This is a genomic window from Polaromonas sp. (assembly GCF_029945925.1).
GTDB lineage: Bacteria > Pseudomonadota > Gammaproteobacteria > Burkholderiales > Burkholderiaceae_C > Polaromonas.
This window is the reverse complement of sequence record NZ_JAQSDN010000062.1, coordinates 15417-33867: the sequence shown is the minus strand read 5'-3', so window position 1 is coordinate 33867 and position 18451 is coordinate 15417. Positions and strand designations below refer to the sequence as shown.

Below are 18451 nucleotides of genomic sequence, written 5' to 3'. Positions count from 1 at the left end.
GTGAATCCCCGCGACATGATATTCGACGGGAACGAGGCCAGGTCCCGCAGGCCTTGAAGGGCGTTGTCACAACATGCCACTGATGCCGCCGGTACTGCGTCTTACGAAGCGGGCGCTAGCACCTGCGCGCTGTCACCGTGCTTGAGCCGGTCCACCACCTCCAGAAAACCGGCGATCAGCGGTGCTGACTGACGCTCCGCCAGGCAGATCACGTGGACATGGGTACTGAGCGCCATGTCCGTAATGGGCAGCACCACCAGGCGAGAATCCGCCACGAAGGCAGTTTGCGCCACAACGCCGAGGCCCAGGCCCTGTGCCACCGCTTCCCGCACCGCCTCCCGGCTCCCCATCTCCAGCGAACTTCGCACCCGTACACCGGCCGCTGCCAATCCGGCCTCAAACACCGACCGTGTTTGCGATCCCTGTTCGCGCAACACAAATTCCTGGCCTTCCAGGTCGGAAAGCTGCATGTCCCTGAGGTGCGCGAGCGGATGCGTTACAGCAGCAAAAACAATCAAGGTCTGACGGCTGTAGGGCACGCAATACACCCGCTCGTCGTGGACTGCATGCAGCAGCACGCCGACATCGTCCCGATGGTCCAGGATGCGCTCGACGATTTGCCGGGAATCGCCCACGCTGACCGCCAGGCGAATTTTCGGGAACAGGGCGCGGTAGTTCTTGACCATGGGCAGGACGTTGTAGGGACCCACCGCTGAAATTTTCAGATGCCCTTCGTACTGACTGCGCGCACTCAGCAACAGCAGCGCCGCCTGTTGCTCGGCGCGGTAAATACGGTTGCTGACTTCGTGCAGTGCATGGCCAAACGTCGTGAGTTCGACCCCGCGCCCACGGCGCACAAAAAGCTCGACGCCAAAACGCATTTCCAGGCCTGCAATGTGCGCCGAAATGGTGGGCTGTCGAATGCCCAGCAGCCGGGCGGCCGCCGACATGCTGCCGCTGCGGGCAGTGGCATCAAACGCTTTCAATTCGGCGGAAGACGAAAGATCCATAGGTTGGATCTATAGGTTAATCGGCAGAGATGACAGTTTGATTAATACCCGTGTCATGCACGCTGCAGATACTGGGTGCCAAGGGTCCTCAACCGGGGTCTGCTCTTCACATCAAACTGGCCGAACTGTCATGAACTCTCACGCTGCAGTTGCTTCCCGCGCTTTTCACGTTGCAAGGCAAGCACCCGTCGCCTTGCGCACCGAGGCGATCGAGGTCACCTACGACAATGGCACGCGCGCCTTGCATCCAACCTCCCTGGATTTTGTACAGGGAGAGTTTGTCGTCCTGCTGGGCGCATCGGGTGCGGGCAAGTCCACGCTGCTGCGTTCATTGAACGGGCTGGTTCGCCCCGGGGCGGGGCAGGTCGTGGCCACCGACATCGGGACCTTGTCGGAGCCCGCCAACCTGCGTCGTCACCGCCGGCAAACGGGCATGGTGTTTCAGCAGCATCACCTGATCGGCCGGCTGTCCGTTCTCGCCAATGTGCTGATGGGCCGGTTGGGATACCACAGCGCCCTGTCCACCCTGGCCCCATGGTCGCGGGCCGAAAAGGAAGGCGCATTGGCCGCGCTGGACCGGGTCGGCTTGCTGGACCGTGCGCTGGACCGTGCCGACCAGTTGTCTGGCGGCCAGCAGCAGCGGGTGGGCATTGCCAGGGCCCTGGTGCAACAACCCAAGGTGCTGCTGGCCGACGAGCCGGTGGCCAGCCTGGACCCGAGCACCGCCGAGCGCCTGCTGGCGCTGCTGCACGGCATTTGCCGCGGTGATGGCTTGACGCTCATTGTCAGCCTGCACCAGGTCGAATTTGCACGCCAGTTTGCCGACCGCATTGTGGGATTGCAAGCTGGCTCCGTTGTCTTCGATGGCGCGCCGGGCGAGCTGACCCAAGGCCGCGCACAAAGCCTGTATCGCCCTGCAGGCGAGACAGCACCCCCCAAACCCCATCTCCCCAACCTCGCCCATTTGCAACCTACTGGAGCCCTGTCATGAACCGTCGCCACCATCTGCTCGCCCTCGCCGTCCTGGCCACCAGTCTGGCTGTCCCTGCTGTTGCCCAGGGCAAAGATCCGGCCAAACTTCGCGTCGCCTTGCTGCCCGACGAAAACGCCGCCACGCTGATCCAGAACGCCCAGCCCCTCAAGCAGTATCTCGAGCAGACCCTCAAGAAAGACATTGAGCTCATCGTCACCACCGACTACTCCTCGATGATCGAAGCCATGCGTTTCGGCCGCATCGAAGTGGCGTATTTCGGCCCGTTTTCGTACGTGCTGGCCAAGTCCCGCGCACCCGAGATCGAGCCCTTTGCCGTCGGCGTGGAGCGCGGTTCTCCAACCTACAACTCCATCCTGATCGCCACCGCAGGCGGGCCGGTGAAGACGTTGGCAGACATCAAGGGCCAGCCCTTTGCCTTTGGCGACCAGGCCTCGACCTCCAGCCACTTGGCGCCGCGCGCCCACCTTCTCAAGAAGGCCGGGCTGGACGGCACGAAAGATTACAAACCGGTGCACCTCGGCGCTCACGACGCGGTAGCCCGCGCAGTGCAGGCAGGGCAGGTCCCGGCCGGCGCGCTCTCCAAAGCGATTTTCGACAATCTGGTGGCAAAAGGCTCGATAGACGCCAGCAAAGTGGTGCAACTGGACCTGTCTCCGCCGATTCCCAATTACCCCATGGTGATGCAGGGCAACCTCGCGCCGGGGTTGAAGCAGGCAATTCGGGCCGCATTCCTGACAATGAAGGACAAGGAAGTCCTCAAGGCTTTCCGCATCGAGGGTTTCGCCGCCACCGACGACAAGGCCTACGACGTGTTGCGCGAAACCGCCACGCTGCTCAAGCTCGATCTGGCCAAAACCAAATGACGACCCTGCCGGCGACAGCGCGCTACGCGCAGATCCTCACGCACGCCCGCAGGCAATCGGGCCGCCAGGCAAGGCTGGTGGCCTGCATCGTCGCGGTTTGCCTGGGCGCGCTGTGGCTCACCGGCTTTTTTGACCTGGCGCGCTTTGCCGAAGGCGCACCGGCGGTGGCACAGTTGGCCTCCGAAATGGTGCCGCCCGACTTTTCGCGCTGGCAGAGCTGGCTTAAACCCCTGCTCGATACGCTGGCCATGTCGATTGCCGGCACAGCGCTGGCGGTCCTCTTTTCACTGCCTCTGGCCCTGATGGCGGCGCCCAACACCACGCCCAACGCCGTGGTTTACCGCGTCACGCGTGTTTTTCTGGCGGCATTCCGGTCGGTCCCGGAAATCATTCTGGGCATCCTGTTTGTGGCCGTGGTCGGTTTTGGCGCCCTGCCCGGGGTGCTGGCTCTGGCGCTGCATTCCATGGGGATGGTGGCCAAGTTTTATGCCGAATCGATTGAGCATGTGGACCCCAAGCCGCTGGAAGCGGCCAGCGCCGCAGGGGCAAGCCGCTTGCAGGTGATCACTCATGCCGTACTGCCGCAGGTGCTCCCCCAACTGGCCGACATCACCATCTACCGCTGGGAATACCACTTCCGCGCCTCCGCGGTGCTGGGCATTGTCGGCGCCGGCGGTATTGGTTTCGAGCTGATGGCCGCATTGCGGCTCATCAAGTACGACGAGGTGTCGGCGATATTGCTGGCGATCCTGGCCTGTGTGCTGGTGGTCGACAGCATAGGCGCAGCCCTGCGACGAAAACTCAAATAACCATATTCCCACAAACAATTCAATGAGCAATCGCCCGAAAATTCTGGTCACCCAGCGCATCCATGAAGACGTCCAGCGCCGCCTGTCCGCCCATGGCGAACTCGACATGAACACCAGCCCCGAACCCTGGCCCGCGTCAGAGGTGATGCGGCGGGCGACCCAGGCCACAGCCATCATGGGTTTCATGACCGATCAGGTCGGCCATGAACTGCTTCGCTCCGCGCCGCAGCTGGAGATCGTCGCCTGCGCACTCAAGGGTTTTGACAACTTCGACGTACAGGCCTGCACTCAGGCCGGCGTCTGGCTCAGCATCGTGCCGGATCTGCTCACCGAGCCGACGGCGGAGCTGGCCGTCGGCCTGGCGATCACACTGGCGCGGCATGTGCGTCAGGGAGACAACTATGTCCGATCTGGCGATTTCGCAGGGTGGCGTACCCATTTTTACGGAACCGGTTTACACGGTTCCGTCGCCGCCGTTGTTGGGCTCGGCCAGGTCGGGCGGGCAATCGTGCAACGACTGTCCGGCTTTGGCTGCGCGCGCATCCTGGGGGTGGACCCCGATGCGACACCTGCGGGCGTCGAGATGGTTTCACTGGAAGCCGCTGCCAGACAAGCCGACTTTCTGTTTGTGGCTGCCCCGCTCACGTCCACGACCCGCCACCTGATGGGCGATCCCCAGTTTGAGCAGGCCAGGGCCGGCCAGCTCGTCATCAACATCGGGCGGGGATCGGTGGTGGACGAGTCGGCGGTGCTGCGGGCACTACAAGCCGGCCGCCTCGGTGGTTATGCCGCTGACGTGTTTGCCTGTGAGGACTGGCAGCTGGACGACCGGCCACGGTCCATTTCCGACGAACTGCTGGCGCAGGAGAACACCGTCTTCACGCCCCACATCGGCTCGGCTGTGCACCGTGTACGCATCGCCATCGAGCAAAGTGCTGCAGACAACATCATTGCGGTGCTGCAGGGCAAAACCCCACCCGACGCCATCAACATGCCGCAGAAAATCGCGGCGTGAGCAGCGCAGAGGACCCTGTCTGCGACCCCGCGCAAGCAACAAAAAACCCGCAGGGCGTCAGCCCTGCGGGTTGTTGTTGCACATTCAGGATCAGGCCACCGGCTTGAAGTCGTAACCGTTGCCCATCTTCTCGATGCGGCCGAAGGCCGGGAAAGGGAAGTGGAAGCCACCGGCCATGACCTTCTCGTTGACCACCATCTCAAATACCGAGCGACGGGTCTGGCGCGCCTGCTCGGGGTTCATGTCAAAAACCACAGACCAGTCCGGATTGCGGGCGAACAGCTGGGGCACATTGGTCAGGTCAGCCAGATAAGCAAACTTCTCACCCCGGCTTTGCGCGCTGACCGTCACCATGCCCGGGGTGTGGCCGTAGGCGGCTGTGGTGGTGACGCCCGGCAGGATGTCCTGCCCCGCCTGGAACTGGACCAGCTGGTCGGCGCCCAGGCCGCCGAAGACACGGCGTACGTTCTGGAAGGCGCCCTTCATGGCGTCCGGCGCCGCGGCCATTCTGGCCTCGTCCATCCAGAAAGCGTGCTCGACGCTGGGCACCATGATTTTGGCTTTGGGGAACACCAGCTGGCCCGCCTTGCTGCGCAGGCCGTTGATGTGGTCGCCATGGTGATGGCTGATCACCACGGTGTCGATGTCATTGACCGTGAAGCCGGCGGCGTTCAGGTTGGCCTGCAGCCGGCCCGTGGTGGCGGGGCCGTTGTCGGCAAAACCGGTGTCTATCAGCACGCGGCGGTTGCCGGCGACGATCAGGAACGCGGTGTAGGGAACGTCCACGTACTCGGTGGGGAGATTCTGCGAACGCAGCAGTTCCTGCACCTCTGCCAATGGCGCGTTGCGCACAAACTCCGCCGCCAGCGGGCGGCGCACCACGCCATCGTTCAGCGCAATGACTTCCATATCGCCCAGCTTCTGCTTGCGATAACCCACCTGCACGACGCTGGGTGCACCGAAATTCGGGGCGTTCTGCGCCACCAGAGGTACGAAGGATCCGGCCAGATAAGCGACGGTGGCGGCACCCCCTCCGACGAGCAGGTCACGGCGATTCATCATTTGAATATCTCCTGAGTCATGGGTTGAAGAAAACCCGTGAATGCTCTCCGACTCAGGCACCCGCCGTCCGCGATGTTCTGATTACCCGGCGGCGGTTTGGGGGAATCCGGGTTATTCAGGAAAAGCGCAGGCGCTGCAGCAGGCCGGCCGTCGAAGCGTCCAGTCCAGCGGTATCTCCCGAGTCCAGCCGGCCCTCCAGGCCCCTGGCCAGCACCTTGCCCAGCTCGACGCCCCACTGGTCAAAACTGTTGATCCCCCAGATCGCGCCGCTGACAAACACGCGGTGCTCCTGCAGGGCAATCAGGGCGCCCAGGCTGGCCGGGGTCAGCGCTTCCAGCAGCAGGAAAGTGCTGGGGCGGTTGCCGGGGAAGTGTTGATGACCACCGTCGTCGCTCTTTCCCTGCATCAGGGCCTGCGCCTGGGCCAGCACGTTGGCCAGCAGCTTGTTATGGTGACCCGGCAGGCTGCACGCGGCCCGCTTGACGGCAACAAACTCAACCGGAACCACTTCGGTGCCCTGGTGCAGCATCTGGAAGTAGGCATGCTGGCCATTGGTGCCGGGCTCGCCCCAGAGCACCGGCGCCGTCGCGAATGGCAGGGCCTGCCCATCCAGACCGACACGTTTTCCGTTGCTCTCCATCTCGAGCTGTTGCAGGTAGGCCGGCAGGCGGCGCAGGACGCTGCTGTAGGGCGCAATGCTGCGGCTGGTGAAACCGTGGAAGTTGCGGTACCAGACATCCAGCAGGCCCAGGCGCGCCGGCAGGTTCTGCGCCAGCGGCGCATTGCGGAAGTGCTCGTCCATGGCATGGGCGCCGCCCAGAAAGTCGCGAAAACGCTGAGCGCCGATGGCGATGGCCAGCGGCAGGCCGATCGCCGACCACAGCGAATAACGCCCGCCAACCCAGTCCCAGAAGCCGAAGGTGGTGTTGATGCCGAAGTCCCGGGCCGCCGCGACGTTGGTGGTCAACGCGGCGAAATGGCGGGCGATGTTGGTGCCGCCCTGCGCCTCAAACCAGTGTTTTGCCGAGGCGGCGTTGGTCATGGTTTCGATGGTGGTGAAAGTCTTGGAGGCAATCAGGAACAGGGTGTTCTGCGGCTTCAGTGGCGCCAGCACGCCGGCCAGTTCCTGACCGTCGACATTGGAGACAAAGTGCAAGCGCTTGCCCGACAGGCGGAATTCATCCAGCGCCAGCACCGCCATCTGCGGCCCGAGGTCGGACCCGCCGATACCGATGTTGACGATGTCGGTGATGGCCTCGTCCTGCCGCAGCTGCTCGGCGTAAGCCAGCATGGCGTCGAGTGTCTGATGCACTTCGGCAAGTTCTTCTGCTATCTTTTCAGGAGCTGCCGGCGCCCGCCCACCATGGGCTGGAGCCGGATTTCTCAACAGAAAATGCAAAACGGCACGGTTTTCCGTGCGGTTGATTTTTTCCCCCGCAAACATCGCGTCGCGATGCTCCTCCAGCCCGCACTGGCGCGCCAGCTCCAGCAACAGGGTCTGCGTTTCGGCATCAATCAGGTTTTTCGACAGGTCGGCAAACACATGCGGCGCGTCCTGGCTGAAGTCGGCAAAACGCTTCGGATCGGCGGCAAAGGCCTCACGCAGGTCGAAGCTTTTGCCGGCCGTGGCGTAGTGCGCCTGCAGCGCTCCCCAGGCAGGTGTACGGTCGCAGCGGAGCATGGTTTCCCTCACGCAGCCAGCATCAATTGCTCAAGCTTGACTGCATCCGCCGCAAACGCGCGTATGCCCTCGGCCAGTTTTTCGGTGGCCATGGCGTCCTCGTTGAGGGCGTAGCGGAAAGTCACCTCGTCGAAGTTGACGGCCGGCAAGTCCAGCGCCTGGGCGGCTTTGGCATCCAGCGCGGGCTGAAGCGGCGCCTCGCTGGCGGCGAGCTGGGCCAGCAGTTCCGGGCTGATGGTCAGCAAGTCGCAACCGGCCAGCGCGGTGATCTGGCCGATATTGCGAAAGCTCGCCCCCATGACTTCGGTGGCGATGCCGAAATGTTTGTAGTGGTTGTAGATCTCGCGCACCGACTGCACGCCCGGATCCCTGGCACCGGCCCGGGCGGCTTCGTCCCACGCGGCGCCGGCCGACTTTTTGTACCAGTCGTAAATGCGGCCGACAAAGGGTGAAATCAGCTGCACCCCGGCCTGGCCGCAGGCCACCGCCTGGCAGAAGGAAAAAAGCAGGGTCAGGTTGGTGTGGATGCCCCGGTCTTCGAGCCGGCGCGCCGCCTGGATGCCTTCCCAGGTGGCAGCCACCTTGATCAGCACGCGGTCGATGTGGATGCCTTCGGCCTCGTACAGCTCGATGATGCGTTCGCCGCGCGTGAAGGTGGCGTTGCTGTCGAAGCTCAGGCGCGCATCCACTTCGGTCGACACCCGGCCCGGGATGATGGACAGGATCTCGCAACCAAAACGCACCAGCAGCCGATCCATGGTTTCATCGAGCGCGCGGCCGCGAAACTTCGCCACGGTGTCCACCAACAGCGGCTGGTAGTCGGGCTTCTGCACGGCCTTGAGGATCAGCGAGGGGTTGGTGGTCGCGTCCTGCGGCTTGTAAGCGTCGAGTTGCTTGAAATCACCGGTGTCGGCCACCACGGTGGTGAACTGCTTGAGGGCTTCGAGTTGGTTCATGGTGAAAGTGTAGATGGGTCACGGCCAGGGCACTGTAAGACCATGACCTGATTGAGTTACGATTATGGCAACATAATATGAAACTTTATTACATATCTCCCGATCGGGAAGGTTGGGGAACATGAGTTTTGATCTGGTCCTGTTTGGCGGCACGGGCGACCTGACCTGGCGCAAATTGATGCCCGCGCTGTTCCAGGCCTTCCGGCACGGCTCGCTGCCCGCAGACGGCCGCATTGTGGGTGTGGGCCGCGACGCCATGAGCGATGCAGAGTACCGTTCCTTGATACGCTCACGTTTTGACAGTGTCGAGCTGGCCAAACGCCCCACCGGTGACGAGTTCGAACGTTTTGCCGCGCTGCTGCACTACCTGCGCATGGACCTGTCCGGTCCGGCCGACTATGCGGAACTCGCCACCCTGCTGAAAGCACGCCAGGCCGACACCGTGGTGATGTACCTGGCCACCGCGCCGACACTGTTCAAGGCGATCTGCGAAAACATGGCGGCCGTCGGGCTCAACGGCCCGCAAACCCGCGTCGTTCTGGAAAAACCACTGGGCCATGACCTCGCCTCGAATCGCGCCATCAACGAGGCCGTGCTGCGTGTGTTGCCGGAAAAGCAGATCTTCCGCATTGATCACTACCTCGGCAAGCCTTCGGTGCAAAACCTGTTTGCGCTGCGTTTTGGCAACTCCCTGTTCGAGCCGCTGTGGCGCCGCGAGACCATTGCCAACATCCAGATCACGATTGCCGAAGAGCTTGGCGTGGAAAAACGCGGTGCCTTTTACGACAGCACCGGCGCACTGCGCGACATGGTGCAAAACCATGCACTGCAGTTGCTCTGCGCCATCGGCATGGAACCGCCGATCAACGCCCACGCCGATGCCATCCGTGACGAAAAGCTCAAGGTCCTGCGCTCGCTCAAGGCGTGGACACCGGAAACCCTGAAGCATCACGTGATTCGCGGCCAGTACACCGCCGGCACCATCAACGGCGAAGCCGTGCCCGGTTACCTGCAGGAAAGCGGCGTCAGCCCGGACAGCCGGACCGAAACCTTCGTCTCACTGCGCGCCGAAATCGCCAACTGGCGCTGGGCCGGCGTGCCGTTTTACATACGCACCGGCAAGCGGCTGGCCGACCGCGACGCACACATCGAGGTGAACTTCCGCCCAACGCCGCATGCCATCTTCAAGTCGCCACTGGGCGCCGGCAACCGGCTGATCATCAACCTGCAGCCCAAGGACGGGCTGGAGCTGCACCTGCTGGCGCAAGGCCAGGACAACCGGCAAGGCAGCCGTGCGGCCAGCCAGACGCTGGCGCCGGTACAGCTCGACCTCGACTTTGACAAGCGTTTTGGCACCGAACGTGTCGGTGCCTACGAGCGCCTGCTGCTGGACGTGATCGATGGCCGGCTGAACCTGTTTGTCCGCAGCGACGAGCAGGAGGAAGCCTGGCGCTGGGTCGAGCCGATTCTGGACGCCTGGCAACACGACACCGACGGCCCGCGCCCCTACACGGCCGGCACCTGGGGACCCAGCGCATCGAGCGCGATGATTGCGCGGGACAGCCACTGGTGGAGCGAAGAGTCTTGACCCCCACGCTTGTCGCTTCGCGTACTGCGCTGCCCCCCGGGGGGGCCGCTGCGCCTGCGGGCCGGCAAAGCCGGACCCGCGGCCCCTGCTTGGAATACGCCATCGGGGACGTAGTTCGCGACATTTGGGGATCTCCCAGTGCTTGACCGCATCAAAGCCTGCCTTCCTTCGCTGGCGCCGGCCGAGCAGCGTGTTGCGCAGCTGGTGCTCAGCGATGCGCGTGCCTTTGCCAGTCTGCCGGTTACCGAGCTGGCCGCGCGTGCCCATGTCAGCAAGCCGACGGTGATCCGTTTTTGCCGCAGCGTCGGTTATGACGGCCTGTCGGACTTCAAGCTCAAGCTGGCCGGCAATGTCAGCGAAGGTGTGCCCTTCATTCACCGCAGTGTCGATGCCGATGACAAGACCGGCGACGTGCTGGTCAAGGTGATTGACAACACGGTGGCCGCCTTCCTGAAGTACCGCAACGACGCCAGTTCGGCGCTGATTGAAAAGGCCGTGCTGGCCCTGCTGGCGACCTGCTCCAGCGGGCAACGCATCGAATTTTTCGGTGTTGGCAATTCCGGCATCGTCGCGCAGGACGCGCAGCACAAGTTCTTCCGCCTCGGGGTACATGCCATTGCCTACAGCGACGGGCACCTGCAGGTCATGAGCGCCTCGCTGCTCAGGCCGGGTGACTGTGTGGTCATCATCTCCAACTCTGGCCGCACGCGTGACCTGATGGATGCCTGCGACATCGCCCGCAGGAACGGCGCCACCACCATCGTGATCACGGCCAGTGGCTCGCCGCTGTCCGCCGCCGGCCACATCCACCTGGCCGCCGACCACCCGGAGGGCTACGACCGCTACAGCCCCATGGTGTCGCGCCTGCTGCACCTGATGATCATCGACATCCTGGCCACCTGCGTGGCGCTGCGCATCGGCAGCCCGACCCTGCATCCGCTGCTCAAGGAAATGAAGAACAATTTGCGGAGCAAGCGGTACGCTTGAGCTTTTTCGGCTCTGGCTGCGCCTGTTGAGGCCTGTGCAAGCTTGCGCTTCGGCGGGTCTTCAAGCAAGCCGGGTCCCTTCGCTTCGCTGCGGGCAACCTCCGGTGCTCGACAAAAGCGGGGTCTCGCTCGAACTCGGCTTTGCCTCAGACAATCGCTCGCCCTGATCCGCTTTTGCCTGCGCTCCTCGGCCCAGCCCGACGGGTGGGGGAACAAATGCAGGATCGGGATCGGATGCTGGGAGACGTGACGCGCGCAGCGCGCCACGTCGTTCTTACGCGGCAGGCATGTATGCACGCGCGCGCAGCACACGCGGCCACATGAAGTCCCCCTCCATCGCCCAGCGGGGCGAGGGAGGGGTTAGGGGTGGGAGTGGGGAGTCCGACCTACTGTCCAGAAAGGACCACAGGCGCAGCGTGATGCCACAAAGGATTTCACCCGACTTTTTTAGTGAAATCGGCCTCCAGCCCATATCCTGCAAGCGCTGCCAGCTACAAAAACAGGAGCAGCTAGATACGGCCTTCTTCGACAGCGTGGCAGGCGATCTTCACACCCTGGATGGTCAGGAGCTGCGGCCTCTCGGCGCGGCAGCGGTCGTTGACGTGCGGGCAACGCGGGTGGAAGGTGCAGCCGGTCGGCGGGTTCAGGGGGTTGGGCACCTCGCCCTGCACCGGGGTGCGGGCGCGGCCGGTGTCGTGCATTTTCGGGATCGCGTCGAGCAGCATGCGCGTGTAGGGATGGCGCGGCGCGGCAAACAGCGTCTGCTTGTCGGAAAGTTCGACCAGCCGTCCCAGGTACATCACGCCCACCTGGTCACTGACGTGGCGCACCACCGCGAGATTGTGCGAGATGAACAGGTAGGTCAGCCCGCGCTCGCGCTGCAGGTCTTTCATGATGTTGAGCACCTGCGCCTGCACACTCACATCGAGCGCCGAGGTGGGCTCGTCGCAGACCAGGAATTCCGGCTCGGTGGCGAGTGCCCGGGCAATCGAGATGCGCTGGCGCTGGCCGCCGGAAAACTGGTGCGGAAACTTGACCATGTCCAGCGGCGACAGGCCGACCGACTTGAGCAGCTCGCCCACACGGGCCTTGAGTTCGGCCTCGTTAGTGATCAGGCCGTGTTCCTTGAGCGGCTCACCCACGATGTCCTCCACGATCCAGCGCGGATTCAGGCTCGCGTACGGGTCCTGGAAAATCATCTGGATGCGGCGGCGCAGTTGCCTGCCCTGCGGCGTCTTGAAGGCGGCATGCGCATCCTGGCCGTCAAAGGTCAGGCCGCCACGGGTCGGCTCGTACAGGCCCACCAGCAAACGGGCCACCGTGCTTTTGCCGCAACCCGACTCGCCGACCAGCGCCAGTGTCTTGCCCTTTTCAATCTCGAAGCTGACGCCGTCCACTGCATGCAGCATCAGCCGGGGCTTGCCCTCGAGCACGCGGTTCAGCCAGGGTGGGGACACATCAAACGTCTTGGCCAGGTCAAACGCCTGAACGAGAGGCGCCCCCACGCTTGTCGTTTCGCTGTTGCTCATGCGGTCGCTCCCACAGTGGCATCGTGCAGCCAGCAGGCGGCACGTGTGGCCCCGGCAGGCAGCAGGTCCGGCCTGTCCTGCGTGCAGCGGTCAAACACCCTGGGGCAACGCGGATTGAAGGCGCAGCCTTGTGGAATGGCGTTCAGACGCGGCATGGCGCCATCAATCTGGTTGAGCCGTTCGCGGTCCAGCGTGATGTCGGGGATGGCCTCCATCAGGCCTGCGGTATAGGGATGGGCCGGATGGTTGATCACCTCGTGCACCGGGCCGATCTCGGCAATACGCCCCGCGTACATCACGGCCACCCGGTCGCAGGTTTCGGCAATCACGCCCATGTCATGGGTGATCAGCATCACGGCGGCACCACGCTTCTTGCAGATGCTCTTGAGCAGCATGATGATCTGCGCCTGGATCGACACATCAAGTGCCGTCGTTGGTTCGTCGGCAACAATCAGCTTGGGCTCGGCGGCCAGCGCCAGGGCAATCACCACACGCTGGCGCATGCCGCCCGAGAACTGGTGCGGGAAATGTTCGATGCGCTGCTCGGCCGCCGGAATGCCGGTGTCCTGCAGCAGTGAAATGGCACGCTGGCGCGCTTCCGCGTTGCTGACCGGCAGGTGCGCCTGTATCGTCTCGATTAATTGCCGGCCCACCGTGTACAGAGGGTTCAGCGAGGTCAAGGGGTCCTGGAAAATCGCGCCGATCTTGCGGCCGCGAATGTGGCGCATCTGCTCGTAGGGCAGGTTGTCGATGCGCTCGCCTTCGAGCAGGATCTGCCCGCCGCCGATGCGGCCCGGCGGCTCCAGCAGGCCGATGATGGCAGCGCCGGTCAGCGACTTGCCGGCACCCGACTCGCCGACCACGCCCAGGATTTCACCGGGGGCGATATCAAACGAAATGTCGTCCAGCGCCCGCAGCGTGCCGCGCCGGCCGGGAAACTCGACGATCAGGTTCTTGACTTGTAAGAGGCTCATTGATTGGACGGGTAAGTTCTGTTCAAGCAGTCACCGCAGAACCGGCTTTGCCGGGCCAATGGTGGCGCCTCCTTGAGGGAGAGGCGGCCGCAGGCTGCTTCGGGGGTGTCATCGTAGTCTCGGGTTCAGCGCATCGCGCAGCCAGTCACCCAGCAGGTTCACGCTCAGCGAAATCAGCACCAGCATCAGGCCGGGAAACACCGTGATCCACCATTCCCCGGAAAACAGGTAGTCGTTGCCGATGCGGATCAGCGTGCCCAGCGAAGGCGATGTGGGCGGCGCGCCTACACCCAGAAAGGACAGGGTCGCTTCGGTGATGATGGCCGTGGCCACCTGAATGGTCGCCAGCACCAGCACCGGCCCCATCACGTTGGGCAGCACATGGCGGCGCATGATGCGCATCGGCGTCACACCGGTCACACGGGCCGCCTGCACGTATTCCTTGTTGCGCTCGACCAGGGTCGAGCCACGCACCGTTCTGGCGTACTGCACCCATCCTGTGAGCGTGATCGATATGATCAGCACCCCCAGCGCCAGGGAATCCTGTGCATTGGGAAACATGGCCCGCCCCACCCCCGCAATCAGCAGGGCCACCAGAATGGCCGGAAAAGACAGCATCACGTCGCACAGGCGCATCAGGGCAGAGTCAATCCAGCCGCCATAAAAACCGGCCAGCAGCCCCATGCCCACGCCGAACACGACCGACAGGATCACCGAGGCAAAACCCACCGCCAGGGAAACGCGGGCGCCGTACATCAGTGCCGACAGGATGTCCCGCCCCTGGTCATCGGTACCCAGCAGGTACTTGCTCGAGCCCTCGGCCGACCAGGCCGGTGGCAGCCGGGCATCGCTCAGTTCGAGCGTCGTCAGGTCAAACGGGTTGTGCGGCGCCACAAAGCCCGCAAACACCGAACAGAAGATGCATATGAGGGCGACTGCAGCCGCAGCCATCGCCACCGGGGAGGTGCGAAAGCTGTAGCCGATGTCGCCATCCCACCATCGGAATAGCGCGCTTTTCATCAACCCTTGTTACTTGTTGACTTTGACGTATTTCCAGGGCATGCCGTTGTCGGGCCACTGAACCATTTCAATGTTCTTCCTGGACGCCCAGTTGAGCGCCTGCTGGTGCAGCGGCAGATGGCCCACCTCATCCTGATGGATCTTCAGCGCCTCGTGGATCATCTCGTTGCGCTTCTTGTCATCGGTCTCGGAAGCCACCAGGTCGGTCAGCTGGTCAATTCGGGCATTGCTGTAAGCACCCAGATTGAACTGGCCGCGGCCACCGTCACCCGGGGTGGACAGGATGGGGTAGAGCACGTTGTGGGCGTCCACCGTGCTCGGTGTCCAGCCCAGCATGTAGAAGCTGGTGTCACGGCGCAGGATTTTCGGAAAGTAGGTGCCCTTGGTTTCAGCTTCCAGATTGATCTTGACCCCGATGCGCGACAGATTTGCGGCCACAGCCTGGCAGATTTCACCGTCGTTGACATAACGGTCGTTCGGGCAGTTCATCTTCAGCTCGAACCCTGCACCATAACCTGCGTCGGCCATCAGCTTCTTGGCGGCTTCCACGTCAAACGGCAGGCGCTTGGCGAGGTCGGGGGCATAACCCTTGATCTCGGGTGCCAGCAGCGTGGCCACCGGCGTGGCCGCACCGCGCATCACACGGTTCTTGATGGCTTCGATGTCGATGGCCTGGTAGAAGGCCTGGCGAACGCGCTTGTCCTTGAAGGGATTTTTGCCCTTGACGCTGGAGAACTGCAGTTCGTCGCGCTTCTGGTCCATGCCGAGGAAGATGATGCGCAGCTCGGGGCCTTGCAGCACCTTGAGCTCGGCGTTGCCCTTGATGCGGGCCACGTCCTGCACCGGCACCGGCTCCATCACGTCAATTTCGCCGGACAGAAGGGCCGCGACGCGGGTGCTGTTGTTGCCGATGACGTTGAAGACCACTTCGTCCACATTGCCGTCGATCTTGCCCCAGTAGTTGCCGTTGCGGGTAAAGGTGGTGCGGACATTGGGCTGGCGCTCACGCACGCGGAAAGGGCCGGTGCCGTTGGCACGGAAAGACGCGGCGTTTTCAATGCCTTTGCGGCGGTCCACCGGTTTGGTGGCCTGGTTCGTTTCACACCACTTCTTGCTCATCATGTGCCACTGCGTGAACAGCTCGGGCAGGATCGGAAAGGGGTTGTTCAGCACGAAGTCGATCGTGTGATCGTTGATTTTCTTGATTTCCTTGATCTGGCCGACATAACTCTTCATGTCGGAGCCGTCACCCTTGGCGCGTTCGTAGCTGAAAATCACATCGTCCGCGGTGAACGGCGAGCCGTCGTGGAACTGCACGCCCTTGCGCAGGTTGAAACGCCAGACCGTCGGCGACGTCTGCTTCCAGTCGGTCGCCAGCGAGGGGGCGAGCTTGTAGCTGCGGTCGCGCGTGACCAGCGGTTCATACACATTGCCCACCACCGTCAGTTGCAGGGATTCGTTGAGCGAATGCGGGTCCAGCGAGAGGGCATCACCCTGGTTTCCGACCCGCAGGGTCACTGCGGACGCTACAAAAGTTGTAGCTGCCAGCGCTGTACCAACAAGGGCAAAAGCGGCTTTTTTCGTGAAATTCATGGGACTCTCCTGTTGAACAAAAAAATAATCAGCGCGGCTCGAACAAAGGCATGGACTGCTCCACCAGCCCGGCATGCAGGGCGGCACCCAGCGGCAGGATGTCGTCGTTGAAATCGTAACGGCTGTTGTGCAGAAAACAGCTGCCGACGCCGTTTTCGGCGCCCTGGCCGATGCGCATGTACGCGCCGGGTTTGACCTGCAGCATGAAGGAAAAGTCTTCGGCGCCCATGCTGGGCTCCATGTCGCGCACGACACGGTCCTCGCCCAGCAGGGTTTCCGCCACATCGGCCGCAAACATGGCCTCATCAAACGAGTTGATGGTGGCCGGATAAATGCGCTCGTAATGCACGGCAGCGGTTGCACCAAAGCCGAGCGCGACTGCGGTGCAGAGTTCGTTGAGACGGCGCTCGATCATGTCCTGCACGTCCGGGTTGAAGGTGCGGACCGTTCCCACCAGCGTGGCCTTGCCCGGCACCACGCTGAAGGCACCCATGTCGCCGGCGTGCATCGCGCACAGGCTGATCACGGCGCTGTCAATCGGCTTGACGTTGCGCGAGACAATGCTTTGCACCGCCGTGATGATGTGCCCCGCCACCAGCACCGGATCGACCGTCATGTAGGCGTGGGCGCCATGGCCGCCCCGGCCGGTGATGTCGATGGTGATGCGGTCAGCCGCGGCCATCATGGGCCCCGGGTTGATGCCCACTGTGCCCGGCTTCATGGACGGCCAGTTGTGCATGCCGTAAACCGCCTGCACCGGGAACCGGTCGAACAGACCGTCTTCAATCATGACGCGGGCGCCGGCAAACCCTTCTTCGCCGGGCTGAAAAATCAGCACGGCCGTACCATCGAAATTGCGCGAGGCCGCCAGGTAGCGGGCCGCGCCCACCAGCATGGCAACATGCCCGTCATGGCCGCAACCGTGCATCATGCCGGCCCGCGAGGATTTCCAGGCAAAGTCGTTGTGCTCCGTCATCGGCAACGCGTCCATGTCGGCACGCAAGCCGATCATTTTTCCGCTGCTGCTCTGCTGGCCCTTGATGACGGCCACCAGCCCGGTCCTGCCGATGCCGGTATGCACCTCGTCCACGCCGCAGCGCTGCAGCGCTTCCTTCACGCGGGCGCTGGTATAGAGCTCTTCAAAACCGAGTTCCGGGTGGGCATGCAGGTCACGGCGAAACGCCGTGATTTCAGGATGGAACTCGCTGATTTGCGCGAAGGCGCGGCCGTTGGCCTTGAGCACCGGAGCAGGCCGGGGTGACAACATCAGTGACCCCCCGCCGTACCCACGCGCAAGCGTGGGTCCACCACAAAATACAGCAGGTCAACCACCAGGTTGATCACGACAAAAATCAGTGCAATCAGGCACAGGTAGGCGGCCATCACGGGGATGTCGGCGAAAGTGACCGCCTGGATGAAGAGCAGGCCCATGCCCGGCCACTGAAAAACGGTCTCAGTGATGATGGCGAAGGCAATCAGGCCGCCCAGTTGCAGGCCGGTGATGGTCATGACCGGCACCAGCGTGTTTTTGAGCGCGTGCCCAAAATGGATGGCGCGGTTGGACAGGCCGCGTGCGCGCGCAAACTTGATGTAGTCGGTGCGCAGCACCTCCAGCATTTCGGCGCGGACCAGCCGCATGATCAGCGTGAGCTGGAAAATCGCCAGTGTCACGGCCGGAAGCACGATATGGTGCCAGCCCTTGGCCGTCAGCAGGCCGCTGCTCCACCAGCCCATCTGCACCACGTTGCCACGTCCGAAACTGGGGAACCAGCCGAGGCCCACGGAGAAAGCCAGAATCAGCAGGATCCCGATCAGGAAGGTCGGGAGCGACACACCCACCAGCGACACCGTCATGAGCAGCTGGCTCAAAAAAGTCCCGCGGCGCAGGGCTGCATACACACCCATCGGTACACCGATCACCAGCGCCATGACGGCGGCCACCAGCGCCAGTTCCAGCGTCGCCGGGAAACGCTCGGCAATCAGGCGCGAAACCTTGGCCCCCTGGCGCAGGCTCAGACCGAACTCGCCCTGCACGGCATTGACCAGAAAGTGGCCGAACTGCACGAAAAAGGGCTTGTCCAGCCCCAGATCGGCGCGCAGCTGCGCAATCTGGTCAGGCTGCGCATCCTGCCCAAGCAGAAACACCACCGGATCGCCGACATACTGGAACAGCATGAATGCAATAAAGGCCACAGCAACCATCACGATCACAGCCTGAAGCAGGCGACGGAGAATAAATGCAAACATTCGGGGGTATGGTTTTGAGCGAGAGTCAATGCTAGCAGAGCAAGCACTGTGCCGACACCGGGATTTCCTTTAGGCCTAAAGAAAAGAACTGCAAAAAAGGGCCCCGGAAGGCCCTCTTTGATGG

16 protein-coding genes are annotated in these 18451 nt (G+C 63.1%); 6 read left to right on the top strand and 10 right to left on the bottom strand.

The window, feature by feature from the left end:
- Positions 1 to 101: 101 nt before the first annotated feature.
- Positions 102 to 1010, bottom strand: coding sequence for a LysR substrate-binding domain-containing protein (locus PSV40_RS20560; RefSeq protein WP_300541392.1), 909 nt, complete (start codon positions 1008 to 1010; stop codon positions 102 to 104).
- 130 nt (positions 1011 to 1140) lie between these two features.
- On the opposite strand from PSV40_RS20560, the gene phnC reads away from it, so the two are divergent.
- From phnC to PSV40_RS20540, 4 genes are read left to right on the top strand one after another with little or no spacing between them, the layout of a single operon-like run.
- Positions 1141 to 2001, top strand: a complete 861-nt coding sequence (gene phnC, locus PSV40_RS20555) for a phosphonate ABC transporter ATP-binding protein (protein WP_366915053.1) — start codon at positions 1141 to 1143, stop codon at positions 1999 to 2001.
- Positions 1998 to 2867: a phosphate/phosphite/phosphonate ABC transporter substrate-binding protein gene (gene phnD, locus PSV40_RS20550; protein ID WP_300541390.1), complete on the top strand. Its 870-nt coding sequence runs from the start codon at positions 1998 to 2000 to the stop codon at positions 2865 to 2867. The genes phnC and phnD overlap by 4 nt, the downstream gene beginning before the upstream one ends.
- Positions 2864 to 3676, top strand: a complete 813-nt coding sequence (phnE, locus tag PSV40_RS20545; RefSeq protein WP_300541388.1) for a phosphonate ABC transporter, permease protein PhnE — start codon at positions 2864 to 2866, stop codon at positions 3674 to 3676. Before phnD ends, phnE begins: the two co-directional genes overlap by 4 nt.
- A gap of 22 nt (positions 3677 to 3698) precedes the next feature.
- Positions 3699 to 4691 (top strand): NAD(P)-dependent oxidoreductase, encoded by a 993-nt coding sequence (locus PSV40_RS20540; RefSeq protein WP_300541386.1) that lies wholly within the window; start codon positions 3699 to 3701, stop codon positions 4689 to 4691.
- A gap of 90 nt (positions 4692 to 4781) precedes the next feature.
- On the opposite strand, the gene PSV40_RS20535 is transcribed toward PSV40_RS20540, so the two are convergent.
- The 3 genes from PSV40_RS20535 to tal form a co-directional block, all read right to left on the bottom strand.
- Entirely contained in the window at positions 4782 to 5753 is a 972-nt protein-coding gene (locus tag PSV40_RS20535) for an MBL fold metallo-hydrolase (protein WP_300541384.1), read from the bottom strand.
- Positions 5754 to 5868: 115 nt separating this feature from the next.
- Positions 5869 to 7434 (bottom strand): glucose-6-phosphate isomerase, encoded by a 1566-nt coding sequence (gene pgi / locus PSV40_RS20530; RefSeq protein WP_300541382.1) that lies wholly within the window; start codon positions 7432 to 7434, stop codon positions 5869 to 5871.
- Between the two features lie 8 nt (positions 7435 to 7442).
- The gene (gene tal, locus PSV40_RS20525) at positions 7443 to 8390 is read right to left on the bottom strand and encodes a transaldolase (protein WP_300541380.1); all 948 of its coding nucleotides are present in this window, start codon (positions 8388 to 8390) and stop codon (positions 7443 to 7445) included.
- A gap of 121 nt (positions 8391 to 8511) precedes the next feature.
- Here tal and zwf point away from each other — a divergent pair, with 121 nt between their 5' ends.
- Positions 8512 to 9978: a glucose-6-phosphate dehydrogenase gene (gene zwf / locus PSV40_RS20520; RefSeq protein WP_300541378.1), complete on the top strand. Its 1467-nt coding sequence runs from the start codon at positions 8512 to 8514 to the stop codon at positions 9976 to 9978.
- A 138-nt stretch (positions 9979 to 10116) separates the two neighbouring features.
- A complete protein-coding gene (locus PSV40_RS20515; protein WP_300541376.1) occupies positions 10117 to 10965 on the top strand; it encodes an SIS domain-containing protein in 849 nt (282 codons plus the stop codon).
- Between the two features lie 508 nt (positions 10966 to 11473).
- On the opposite strand, the gene PSV40_RS20510 is transcribed toward PSV40_RS20515, so the two are convergent.
- From PSV40_RS20510 to PSV40_RS20485, 6 genes are all read right to left on the bottom strand, one after another.
- The gene (locus tag PSV40_RS20510; RefSeq protein WP_300541374.1) at positions 11474 to 12493 is read right to left on the bottom strand and encodes a dipeptide ABC transporter ATP-binding protein; all 1020 of its coding nucleotides are present in this window, start codon (positions 12491 to 12493) and stop codon (positions 11474 to 11476) included.
- Positions 12490 to 13467, bottom strand: coding sequence for an ABC transporter ATP-binding protein (locus PSV40_RS20505; RefSeq protein WP_300541372.1), 978 nt, complete (start codon positions 13465 to 13467; stop codon positions 12490 to 12492). The genes PSV40_RS20510 and PSV40_RS20505 overlap by 4 nt, the downstream gene beginning before the upstream one ends.
- 108 nt (positions 13468 to 13575) lie before the next feature.
- Positions 13576 to 14487 carry an ABC transporter permease gene (locus PSV40_RS20500; RefSeq protein ID WP_300541370.1) on the bottom strand — a complete coding sequence of 304 codons (912 nt, stop codon included), beginning with the start codon at positions 14485 to 14487 and terminating at the stop codon, positions 13576 to 13578.
- A 9-nt stretch (positions 14488 to 14496) separates the two neighbouring features.
- Positions 14497 to 16080 carry an ABC transporter substrate-binding protein gene (locus PSV40_RS20495; protein WP_300541368.1) on the bottom strand — a complete coding sequence of 528 codons (1584 nt, stop codon included), beginning with the start codon at positions 16078 to 16080 and terminating at the stop codon, positions 14497 to 14499.
- Between the two features lie 28 nt (positions 16081 to 16108).
- Positions 16109 to 17347: a M20 aminoacylase family protein gene (locus tag PSV40_RS20490; RefSeq protein WP_300541366.1), complete on the bottom strand. Its 1239-nt coding sequence runs from the start codon at positions 17345 to 17347 to the stop codon at positions 16109 to 16111.
- Positions 17347 to 18327, bottom strand: coding sequence for an ABC transporter permease (locus PSV40_RS20485; protein WP_300541364.1), 981 nt, complete (start codon positions 18325 to 18327; stop codon positions 17347 to 17349). Before PSV40_RS20485 ends, PSV40_RS20490 begins: the two co-directional genes overlap by 1 nt.
- Positions 18328 to 18451: the final 124 nt, after the last annotated feature.

Bases quoted from the DNA above. Each gene is read 5' to 3' on its own strand.
- phnE (WP_300541388.1), top strand. From the start codon at position 2,864: ATGACGACCCTGCCGGCGACAGCGCGCTACGCGCAGATCCTCACGCAC.
- PSV40_RS20485 (WP_300541364.1), bottom strand. From the start codon at position 18,327: ATGTTTGCATTTATTCTCCGTCGCCTGCTTCAGGCTGTGATCGTGATG.
- PSV40_RS20560 (WP_300541392.1), bottom strand. From the start codon at position 1,010: ATGGATCTTTCGTCTTCCGCCGAATTGAAAGCGTTTGATGCCACTGCC.
- PSV40_RS20510 (WP_300541374.1), bottom strand. From the start codon at position 12,493: ATGAGCAACAGCGAAACGACAAGCGTGGGGGCGCCTCTCGTTCAGGCG.
- phnC (WP_366915053.1), top strand. From the start codon at position 1,141: ATGAACTCTCACGCTGCAGTTGCTTCCCGCGCTTTTCACGTTGCAAGG.
- PSV40_RS20490 (WP_300541366.1), bottom strand. From the start codon at position 17,347: ATGTTGTCACCCCGGCCTGCTCCGGTGCTCAAGGCCAACGGCCGCGCC.
- zwf (WP_300541378.1), top strand. From the start codon at position 8,512: ATGAGTTTTGATCTGGTCCTGTTTGGCGGCACGGGCGACCTGACCTGG.
- PSV40_RS20495 (WP_300541368.1), bottom strand. From the start codon at position 16,080: ATGAATTTCACGAAAAAAGCCGCTTTTGCCCTTGTTGGTACAGCGCTG.
- PSV40_RS20505 (WP_300541372.1), bottom strand. From the start codon at position 13,467: ATGAGCCTCTTACAAGTCAAGAACCTGATCGTCGAGTTTCCCGGCCGG.
- phnD (WP_300541390.1), top strand. From the start codon at position 1,998: ATGAACCGTCGCCACCATCTGCTCGCCCTCGCCGTCCTGGCCACCAGT.
- PSV40_RS20500 (WP_300541370.1), bottom strand. From the start codon at position 14,487: ATGAAAAGCGCGCTATTCCGATGGTGGGATGGCGACATCGGCTACAGC.
- PSV40_RS20540 (WP_300541386.1), top strand. From the start codon at position 3,699: ATGAGCAATCGCCCGAAAATTCTGGTCACCCAGCGCATCCATGAAGAC.
- pgi (WP_300541382.1), bottom strand. From the start codon at position 7,434: ATGCTCCGCTGCGACCGTACACCTGCCTGGGGAGCGCTGCAGGCGCAC.
- PSV40_RS20535 (WP_300541384.1), bottom strand. From the start codon at position 5,753: ATGATGAATCGCCGTGACCTGCTCGTCGGAGGGGGTGCCGCCACCGTC.
- tal (WP_300541380.1), bottom strand. From the start codon at position 8,390: ATGAACCAACTCGAAGCCCTCAAGCAGTTCACCACCGTGGTGGCCGAC.